General features: G+C 41.3%; 9 protein-coding genes. 3 read left to right on the top strand and 6 right to left on the bottom strand.

The window, feature by feature from the left end:
- The first annotated feature begins 306 nt into the window (after positions 1-306).
- Positions 307-672 (top strand): VOC family protein, encoded by a 366-nt coding sequence (locus V7K40_RS13490; RefSeq protein WP_334960299.1) that lies wholly within the window; start codon positions 307-309, stop codon positions 670-672.
- Between the two features lie 221 nt (positions 673-893).
- On the opposite strand, the gene V7K40_RS13485 is transcribed toward V7K40_RS13490, so the two are convergent.
- Together V7K40_RS13485 and murG are read right to left on the bottom strand one after the other, a co-directional pair.
- Positions 894-2,207 (bottom strand): hypothetical protein, encoded by a 1,314-nt coding sequence (locus V7K40_RS13485; RefSeq protein WP_334960308.1) that lies wholly within the window; start codon positions 2,205-2,207, stop codon positions 894-896.
- 38 nt (positions 2,208-2,245) lie between these two features.
- A complete protein-coding gene (gene murG / locus V7K40_RS13480) occupies positions 2,246-3,319 on the bottom strand; it encodes an undecaprenyldiphospho-muramoylpentapeptide beta-N-acetylglucosaminyltransferase (protein WP_334960296.1) in 1,074 nt (357 codons plus the stop codon).
- An 84-nt stretch (positions 3,320-3,403) separates the two neighbouring features.
- On the opposite strand from murG, the gene V7K40_RS13475 reads away from it, so the two are divergent.
- On the top strand, positions 3,404-4,243 hold the full coding sequence (locus tag V7K40_RS13475; RefSeq protein WP_334960294.1) for a nuclear transport factor 2 family protein: 840 nt from the start codon (positions 3,404-3,406) through the stop codon (positions 4,241-4,243).
- A gap of 126 nt (positions 4,244-4,369) precedes the next feature.
- The gene (locus V7K40_RS13470) at positions 4,370-5,143 is read left to right on the top strand and encodes an SDR family oxidoreductase (RefSeq protein WP_334960292.1); all 774 of its coding nucleotides are present in this window, start codon (positions 4,370-4,372) and stop codon (positions 5,141-5,143) included.
- A gap of 43 nt (positions 5,144-5,186) precedes the next feature.
- On the opposite strand, the gene V7K40_RS13465 is transcribed toward V7K40_RS13470, so the two are convergent.
- The 4 genes from V7K40_RS13465 to V7K40_RS13450 form a co-directional block, all read right to left on the bottom strand.
- A complete protein-coding gene (locus V7K40_RS13465; RefSeq protein WP_334960290.1) occupies positions 5,187-5,792 on the bottom strand; it encodes a Uma2 family endonuclease in 606 nt (201 codons plus the stop codon).
- Positions 5,793-5,825: 33 nt separating this feature from the next.
- Entirely contained in the window at positions 5,826-7,772 is a 1,947-nt protein-coding gene (locus V7K40_RS13460) for an amino acid transporter (protein ID WP_334960288.1), read from the bottom strand.
- A 447-nt stretch (positions 7,773-8,219) separates the two neighbouring features.
- Positions 8,220-8,378, bottom strand: a complete 159-nt coding sequence (locus V7K40_RS13455) for a hypothetical protein (protein WP_334960286.1) — start codon at positions 8,376-8,378, stop codon at positions 8,220-8,222.
- 116 nt (positions 8,379-8,494) lie between these two features.
- A complete protein-coding gene (locus V7K40_RS13450) occupies positions 8,495-10,081 on the bottom strand; it encodes a glycosyltransferase family 39 protein (protein ID WP_334960284.1) in 1,587 nt (528 codons plus the stop codon).
- Positions 10,082-10,215: the final 134 nt, after the last annotated feature.

Below are 10,215 nucleotides of genomic sequence, written 5' to 3'. Positions count from 1 at the left end.
TCATTGTTTTATAAGTGCGGTTAGTTATTTATGAATCAGACGGTTTTGTTTTCGCCTGTGAAACTACTTTACACTGCTTTACAATTTTTAATCAAGTTTTATTACTTCAGTAAAGCTGATAAAAGTTATTAGTTTTGCTTATTTAAGAGTTAAATTGAGTGTTTGCAGGTGTTCTAAATACATTGAACATAGAATTTATATAGGTTTACTCTGGTGTCAGCGCTGAAAAGATAAAATAGAGTTGTTATCGACTCTGAATAGAGAGTTGATATCGATTACTACCGAAATTAGGAGGGGAGGTGTGACATGACAATTACTCTAAATCACACCATAGTGCCTGTATATGACAAGCAAGCATCGGCAAAGTTGTTTGCAAAAATTTTTGGTTTAGAGGTCGAGGTTCCCGTTGGTCACTTCGCTGCTGTGCATATAAATGATGCACTGACGCTCGACTTCGCCGACGCTGAGGCGTTCGAGTCGCATCATTATGCATTCCATGTTAGTGATGAGGAATTTGATGCAATTTTTGCACGTGTCAAAGACGCAGGTATTGAATACAGTAGTGACCCCATGCATCAAAATAAAGGACAAATTAACCACTGGAAGGAAGGTCGTGGCTTCTATTTCTATGACCCTAATGGTCATAATCTAGAACTGTTGACGCGTGCGTAGATTTTTGACATCAAGTCTATCAATTTTAGATTTTGGACTTTCCTGCGGAATGCTACGCGAACGGCTACGCTCAGTCGAACGATTTTAGATTGACCCTGGCAAGATTGGGTATGGGGCAATCAATTTTAGATTTCAGATTGGAAGAAAATACTTAGAGACCGCCGTGTTTTTATTTGAACAATTCTTCAATTCTTTAATCTAAAATTGGCACAGTCAATGCATTACTTCTTTACTAGAAAATATGCTGTAGCATACTCAGGCAATTGCGTGATATGCTGCCCAAATTGTTTTTTATTCTTAAAAATACCTGCCAAAAAATCGAGTTGATAAAGATTGGGTAAAAATGCTCCGCCTGTATCAGCTATAACTCCCATTTGCAGATGTTTGCGACCACCTTGAGTATGCTCAATCACAATCACTTTACCTAAACCGATATTCAAAACATCTCCAGCAAAAGTGACTCCGGGTTTGACAGAAATTTTTGCATCTATTTTGTATCCATAGCCTTTAATAGCATCAACTTCTCTAAAATACCAATAACGCTTTTGTGCTGTTGCTTTCAATCCGCGAATATAAGACATTCCATTATTTCTATCTACATTAAAAAATGCCTTATAACCATCTGTAAAATTAATCAGGATTGTTCCTTCCATAATTGCTTCTTCTAAACCATTTCTGGTCAGATAAGCCAGACTTGTAACTTTTCCAAATTCTCTACCACCTGGTTCATAAATACCGGATAAAACATCTTGCTTTGTGTATCTAGTGTAAAACTTATCGTTATTAGATTCTTTTAAGCTATAAATGGGTGTATTAAAAGTAGAGGTTTTCTTGCGAGAACCAGAGTGAGTAAAGACAGCATATTTGGTAATTCGTAATTGTTTTTGCTGTTTATTATTTGGGTTGTAGGCAGACCATTTAATGACTCGAAAATTAGTATTGATAAATTTAGGGTCTTGTAAACGAGTAGCTCGATTATTAGCAATATCCTCCTTTAAGACAACAATCATAAAATCTAAAGTTTTGATAACATCTTGCACAGTAACCCCTTGAGTGGCAAGTATTCCTGTACGCAGAATATCTGGGTCTTCTGAAGAGTAGTCTTGAAAATATTTTCTAGTATTAACGAGAACGGTTAATAAATCTCCTTGAGGGAAGTTAACCTTACTACTTGGTAATTTAACTGGAGTAACAACCTGGCTACCATTAATCTTAAATTTATATTTTTTGAACTCATCGACAACTGCATAGGGTGCAGATGCTGATATCAAATCTTGCTGAGATGAAAAAGCGTTTTGCTTTCCAATAATTTCATTAGATGTTTGTTGAGCAACAAAAGCATTTTTAAATTCTGAAGTGAGAAAAATTTGTGATTGAAGTGGGGCAAAATTTTCTTGCTGAGTAAAGGACTGATCTTGTTGAGCTAGCTGTTTAGTTTTTAACTGAGTATATACATGGCTACTGGCTAAACTGACAAGTAATAAAGCAGCACAACCTACTGGAAAGCGAAATTTTTGGTTGAATAGGATCTTCATAGCTTGGAAAATCAATTTCTAATGCTAAATAATCAACGTTATGTTTCTATCACCTCACGCACTAATTGCGCCAACTTTTCGGCACTATCGGGAACTGCGATCGCCTTTACTTTTTCCCCCATCTTGGCTAACTCTTGCGGTGACTGCAACAAATTTAATACATTACTTTGCAATGCTTGTGCTGTCAATTCCGATTGCTTCAGTGTTAACGCTGCACCAGATGAAGTAAATACGTCTGCATTGTAAGATTGATGGTCTTCTGCGGCAAAGGGGTAAGGAATCAAAATCGCTGGCGTTCCACACACTGCCAATTCTGTCAAGCTACCTGCCCCAGAACGACTAATAGCAAGAGTTGCTCGTTGCAACAACGCCGCCATATTGTTGTAAAAAGGTAAGGCTTTGTACTGTGGATGTTTGAGACTATCGGCTTCTGGATCGCGATCGCCAGTTAAGTGTACTACATAGACACCAGCATCAAACCAAGCGTTTGCAGATTCGCGCACCAACTTATTAACCGCAACTGCACCTTGGCTACCACCAAATACGACAATTAAGGGAACACCCTCAGGAATGGCTAAATCCAAGGGTGCATCAATTGCCCCATCGAGAAATTGTGATCGCACAGGAGTGCCAACACAGACATTTTTTGCACGGGGCAAATACTTAGCAGCTACTTCAAATCCCAAAGCTACCGCACTACACCAAGGGCCAAAAAAGCGAGTTACTTTACCAGGTATTGCGTTAGATTCGTGGAAAACCACGGGTAAACTGAGGGAACGCGCCGCAATGACTGCTGGCCCGGCAATGTAACCTCCTGTGGTAAACACCCCTTGAAAATTTCCCTGTTTAAGAATTCGTCTAACTTCCAGAATCGAAAGGGCGAGTTTACCCAAGGTGCGAACCGAGGAGAATCCAAACCCTTGCTGAAACCCTTCAACTGCAATAGTATTCAAGGGATACTGTTTGGGGACAAGTTGAGTTTCTAGCCGATTGGGGACTCCCAGCCATTCTATTTGATAATCTGGAAGTTTTTCTGCCAGTGCGATCGCTGGAAACAAGTGTCCACCAGTCCCACTGGCAGCTATTAATAATCGTGTCGGTGCGTTTGCCATCAAACCTCTACCGTTTAGCGCCTAGCTTAACTAAGATAAAACAATTTCCTTACTTTCTCTCATCAAATCAGTAAACTCTTACCAATGACTAACATTATTACCACCTTAGTGAGAAGCCAACTCAGATTTACAGCAAATATCTGGCTGGTTTCCTTCCTGCTAACCCTTGGTTTAACAAATGGTTGGGAACGCACTCAAGCGACGACACCACAGCAATTAGTCCAAGCCACTACAGCCCAAAATGCACCAGCCAATCTGAAAAACCTGTTGACACAAGTTGATGCAGCCGCCAGCCGGGGCGATGTCAAAGGGGTATTGCAATACTACAGCCCCAATTTTACTCATGGGGATGGATTAAACCTCCAAACTCTGGAAAAGTCTTTGATTTCACTTTGGCAACGATATCCCAAATTGCAATACAGCACGAAACTGCTATCTTCAAAATCTGAAGGCAATGGGATTATAGCTGAAACAGAAACGAAGATAACTGGCTTACCCTCCGGTAACAGCAATAATTTGGCTCTCAATGCCACGATTAAATCGCGTCAGCGCATTGTAAGCGGCAAAATCATCCGCCAAGATATTTTGGCAGAACGCACCCTACTTACCTCTGGCAGCAAGCCGCCCCAAATTGATATTAAATTACCACAGCAGGTACTAGTTGGTCAGAAGTATAATTTTGATGCGATCATCCAAGAACCACTTGGTGATGATTTTCTACTAGGAACGGCACTTGAGGAATCTATCCAACCAGAAAAATTTCTCAACCCTACACCCGTGGATTTGGAATTACTGACATCTGGCGGACTGTTTAAAACGGGACAAGCACCATCTATCCCTGGTAGCCAATGGGTTTCTGCTGTCATCCTGCGGGGTAATGGGATGACGATGGTAACTCAGCGCCTGCAAGTAGTGAAGAAGTAAAGACGTGATTAATCGCGTCTCTACAGGAGTTAGGAGTTATAGACCGACTGATGATAAATTATGAACGATGAAACTTCTGCTAATTCATAATTCATAACTGTTAACTCCTCACTCCTAACTATCCTAATGACTTCTCTACAAAATCAAATCATTTTGATCACTGGTGCAAGTAGTGGTATTGGTACTGCTTGTGCCAGAATCTTTGCTGGTGCTGGTGCAAAATTAATCCTAGCGGCACGACGGTTAGAACGTTTGCAGCAGCTAGCAGATACTCTCAGTAAAGATTTTAGTACTGAAATTCATTTGTTACAGCTAGATGTGCGCGATCGCAACGCTGTTGAATCTGCTATTTCTACTCTCCCTTCTGCTTGGTCTGACATCGACATTCTCATTAACAATGCTGGTCTAAGTCGTGGTTTAGACAAGTTGCACGAAGGCAGCTTTCAAGACTGGGAAGACATGATTGATACTAACGTTAAGGGTTTACTTTACCTTTCGCGTTATGTCGTTCCCGGAATGGTGAGTCGCGATCGCGGTCATGTGGTAAATTTAGGTTCCATTGCCGGACATCAAACCTATCCCGGAGGCAATGTCTACTGTGCTACCAAAGCAGCTGTGAGAGCAATTTCTCAAGGTTTAAAACAAGACCTGTTGGGAACGCGAGTCCGTGTAACTTCCGTTGATCCTGGTATGGTAGAAACGGAATTTAGCGAGGTGCGCTTTCACGGAGATACTGAACGCGCCAACAAAGTTTACCAGGGAGTTACACCCCTGACAGCAGACGATGTGGCTGATGTGATATTTTTCTGCGTGACGCGATCGCCACATATCAATATTAATGAAGTTGTGCTGATGCCTGTTGACCAAGCTAGCGCTACCCTAGTTAATCGGCGAACATAAAGCTAATATTGTGCGTTTGCTTACCAATTTCACTCTGCAACACTTACAGAGGCAAAATATCATCTAGGCGAAGTTGGAGACGGGGCAAAAGCGGTGAGTTAATTGATTGGTTCAGCCGATATTTTTGTTGAGTATAGGTGTCTTCAACCAATTGACAGACAGTAAAGGTAGGTTGTTTGGGTTTACCAATAAATGCCACACCGCCTAATCCTCGATAATCCACAATCCAATATTCAGGAATGCCTAAGAGGGCATATTCCTCAACCTTGCGAGCATAGTCAGTTTCCCAGTTGGTGCTAACAACTTCAACCACCAGTTTAATGGATCGCCCCAGTGTAATTACAGGTTCTCGTTCCCAAAGGGGTTCACGGTTGAGAACAGTTTCATCGATAACTACGACATCAGGACGACGAGCTGTAGCTGCATCTGCGAAGGGGTAAATTAAACAAGTGCGAGGAATAAACCAGGGGAGTTGTTCTGCAACAAGGTAGATACCAATTTGGGTTGCAAGTTTGCCACTCACCGTTTCGTGCGGGCCAGTGGGTTCTATGTCAATTAGTTCTCCATCTGCCAGCTCATAACGCGGATTATCTCGGTATTGAGACAAAAAATCTTCAAAGGTAAGGGTTTTTGCAAAGATATATGTCATTGAATCAATGTGCTCTTCAATCAACCATCATAATTACCCCCCGACATGAACGCCAGGACGCCTGTGGGGATTCTTTTCAGCCCGACGGAGTACTTCACGGGTGACCACAGCAATATCACCTTCCCCAAACAAGATAAAACGCAGTAAGTATTGTATGGGGTTGCCCTCAACCCAACCGAAGTAGGCATGGGGAATCTTACCTGTTTGGTCACGAATATAGAGCAGTAAAGCGGCGATCGCATTAGGTACTGCTGCACTTTCAGCCCGGAGAATGCGGTAATCACCAACTTGCACCCCTTTTACTGTGATGATATCCGCAAATTCCGAAGCATCGGATACCTTAATTTCTAGAAACAGAATTGGATCGTTGGATGGAATATGGTTGTCCTCGCGTACCTCTTTCTCTTTCATAAAATACTCTAGGACATCACCCTTATTCAACCGATTTGCAATCAGCCGGATTGCTCCCTGGCTTTCTTCAGCAAGGAATTGGCCAGCAAGTTCGTCAACTTCGATCCGCTCTGTTCGCAGTTCCGTTGAACGCCAAACACGAGATACCAGCGAGGTAAAAATGATCGCCCCGATGAAAAACCCAGCTATCCTAATCCCTTCTGGTCTTTCGATGATATTGACAACAGTAGTATATATAAACAACAGTGTGATGATTGCAAAGAGGAGTCTTGCTCGCTTCTCTCTGTGACGGTGGGCTGATAGAGTGACGGCAAAGGCAGCTGAGGTAATCAATACAAGCACACCAGTTGCGTAAGCCCCACCTTGGGCTTCCACATTTGCTCTGAAGATAATTGTGACCACAAAAGCGATCGCTGTGTAGACTAACACTAAAGGTCGCGTTACTCGGGCCCAATTGGGTGCCATGCCATAGCGTGGTAGGTAGCGAGGCACAATATTCAGCAGCCCTGCCATTGCAGATGCACCTGCAAACCACAAAATGGAAATAGTACTTAGATCGTAAATTGTGCCAAAGCCATTGCCTAGATGCAGATGGGCTAAATAAGCAAGGGCCCGTCCGTTGGCTTTGCCCCCAGATGCAAATTGTGCAGCGGGAATTAGGAGAGTGGTTATAAAGCTGGTGGTGAGCAAAAAGAAGCTCATAATCACAGCAGCAGTGGTGAGCAGTTTGCGTGTATTCCGAAGCCGCCCTTTGGAATACTCTTGAGTGTCACTGCTGCTCCCTTTTACCAGGCCCATAACGGTCACGCCAGTCTCAAAGCCTGACAATCCCAGTGCTAGCTTGGGGAATATCAAAAGAGCGATACCGATTAGGATCAAAGGGTTAGAATGGCTGGCAAAAAGTGCAGTCTGCCAGTTAGTAATCGCTTCAGGGTGAGTTAGGATCTGATACAAACCGACGCTAACGACAATGAAGTTTAAAACTAAATAAACTCCCACCAAAATTACTGCAATACCAATTGCTTCTCGGAAACCTTTGAGGAAAACTGCACCTAGTAATGCAACTAATACCAGGGTGATTGCGATCGTCTGATTGTGAAGCCAATTTGGAGCCAGCGGATTTTCGATGATATGGGCTGTAGCATCAGCAGCCGACAAGGTAATGGTAATAATAAAGTCGGTTGCTACAAAGCCGAGTAGGCACAGCACAAGTAATTTGCCTTGCCACCAAGGGAGCAAACGCTCTAACATTGCGATCGACCCTTCACCATGAGGGCTTTCGGCAGCAATGCGGCGATAGATTGGCAATGCTCCAAAGAGCGTCAGCAAAACCAGAACCAGGGTAGCCACAGGAGAAAGAGTGCCAGCTGCCAGTGCTGCAATCCCAGGTTGATAGCCAAGAGTCGAGAAATAATCTACACCAGTCAAGCACATCACCTGCCACCAAGGATGCTGGCGATGTATTTCTTGCTTGCGGTAAGGTCTTTCCTTCCCTCGTCGGTCTTCTTGAAGCAACCAGCGGATTAACTGTCTGCTGAGGCGTTTTGTTGAAACAATTGATTTAGCCATCAAATACGGTTGTGTTGCAAAAGTCGGCTTTGCGATATTTTTAAGCCTTCGTAGTTTATTAAAATTTGGAACTACAAATATATAGCACTATTATTGTATGTTAAGCATCCTGTCCAATTTACAAAATATATAGTAGCTGCTAGTAATTGTCTGGGGGATCAAGATAAATAGCAGCTTATGGTATGGGAAGAATCAATCTTGTATCTGTATATTTTCGGATTAAAGCTTTTGCACCTTTAGCATCTTCAAGCTGCATCAGTTCTAAAAAAGGCGCTGCTAAATAAGTCAGGTATGCAATTAACAAATGTGCCCTAAGTGGATGTTTGAAAAGTCGCGAAGTACACTATAAACCCCGCTTCCATTCCTCTCTTCCATAGGGAGAGAGGCTTTGAAACCCCCATTCCCGCACATCAGCTGCGCGAATGCAGGGAAGGCTTGCTCGGAGGGTTAAGTTTGGGAGGCTTTGATGTTACCAAAAATACTTTTAAAACACCAAGACGAGTAGCGAAGCGGAACATCGGTATCAATCCCTACCCAAGCATTTGAGGTGTGGGACACAGCCATTACTGTATTCCGCCCTTGCTTTCCCTCTTCCTGTCTCTTCATTGACCTGTGCTTTCACCACATCCAACTTAGCACAGCGATCGCACCATTCACAAAAATGGAGCAAGTCGAGCTTATAAGGCTGTATGTTTACAAGGCATATACTATGGTGCTTTCTTCTATTTCTTCCTTGTAAATCGATATATTTTCATATAAGGCCAATCAACCTCTTCTTCCAAGCTATATAAATCACTCATTTCTCTTTTAAAAACATCTTTGAGTCCCCAATTAAATTCGCGATTAGTTATCACAAAAACTGAATCTGCATTTTTGGTTATTGTACTAACTTTTTCTGCAAGATTTTTACCATTTATTGTTTTGAGAATATATTCTGGTGCATATAAAGTCGATGAATCTCCATAATATTGGAGTAATCTAGGCTGTCCAAAAAACAATACAGATTTGGCTGATTTATCTCGATGTTGTAAAACGTAGTGAACAGCCGAGCGGTAGTCGTCTTTTGCATAGGCTGGATTTGAATAGTATTGAAAATTTGAATAAACATTCATAATTATCAAAAAAACAGTAGCTAACTTGGCAAATTGAGGCAATATATCAAGTTTATTCTGACGGTAAGAGTTATGTAGAAACGCTGATGGGATCAGAATCAAAGCTGGTATACATAGATAAAAAGAGTGACGCGGTAGCCAATTAATTTTGGTCACCAGAGCAAAGATAAAAGCTATTAAAAATGATGTAACTAAAAGAGATGTAAATAAGTAATCAGCCCGTTGATATTTTTTTATTTTGTGCTGTCTCAATAAATTTGTTAATAAAGCTATAAAAATTACACTAATCACAATAATAAGGATTAATAAAAGGGGCCAGTAACTAAGTAAAACCTTTATCTTTTCCTCACCCCGTAATTGCTCCAGTGGCGGCCCATATGATGTGCCAACCAATATACCGTAGATCACAAAAAGAATGTTTTGAAGTATGGGCAATCCAGTCCGAGTAACTACAGTAGCTGTCGGATCAGATACAGCAGGTGAAGACAAATAGAACCAAATCATTGGAAAAGAAAAAATTACCGCAGGTATCCACCATTTGATCCATTCTTTGATGTTTTTATAAACAATAGCATGAGATAAACTAAGGGAAAAACTAAAGATTATTGTCAAAATACTACCAAAACTTCCTATGGCAGTAAAGATTCCAAAAAGCACTTGTGAAATAATCTTATTACTCTTATCTTCTTTAATTGAATGACTAAAAAAATATATCTGAAGTGTGGTTAGAAATATTAATAATGCATAAGGTCTGGCATCTTGGCTGTAGAACACGTTGAAAGAACTAACAGCAAGGAGCATGGACGACCATAAGGCATGTTTTTTTCCATAAACACGTAGGCTAGTAAAGAATATAGCAATTACTGAGCCGACTCCCACCAAAGCTGAGAGCGATCGAATGGCAAATTCACTATCTCCAAAAGCTGAACGCCAATAGAACAAGACCAAATAATAAAGCGGTTGGTATTTGTCACCAGCTTCTCGATTTATAATTCCGGAGAGATTTTCTTGAAAGGTTCTACCATCAGATAAAGCTAGACTCCAACCTTCATCAAACCAAAGACTTTGATTTTGCAACAAACAGAAACGCAGAAAAATGCTAACTATGATAATAATAAAAACAAAAAAATAGTATTTTGACAGTCTCATATCAATTTCCAAAGCACTAATACATGAAATATGCAACTTTCCAAGCATGAAAATTCCACCCTATAGTTGAGTGAGAGATTGTAATTCTTATATCTATGGTGGGGTGGGACGAATTTTATCTACAGAAGACTTTATCACAGGAAGGAGTATTTTGTTGTGTGGGTGAGCTAGTCATTACAGCA

The sequence above is a fragment of the Nostoc sp. genome (assembly GCF_036917195.1).
Classification (GTDB): domain Bacteria; phylum Cyanobacteriota; class Cyanobacteriia; order Cyanobacteriales; family Nostocaceae; genus Nostoc.
Note: the sequence above shows the minus strand (reverse complement) of the source record. Positions and strands in the feature narration are given on the sequence as shown.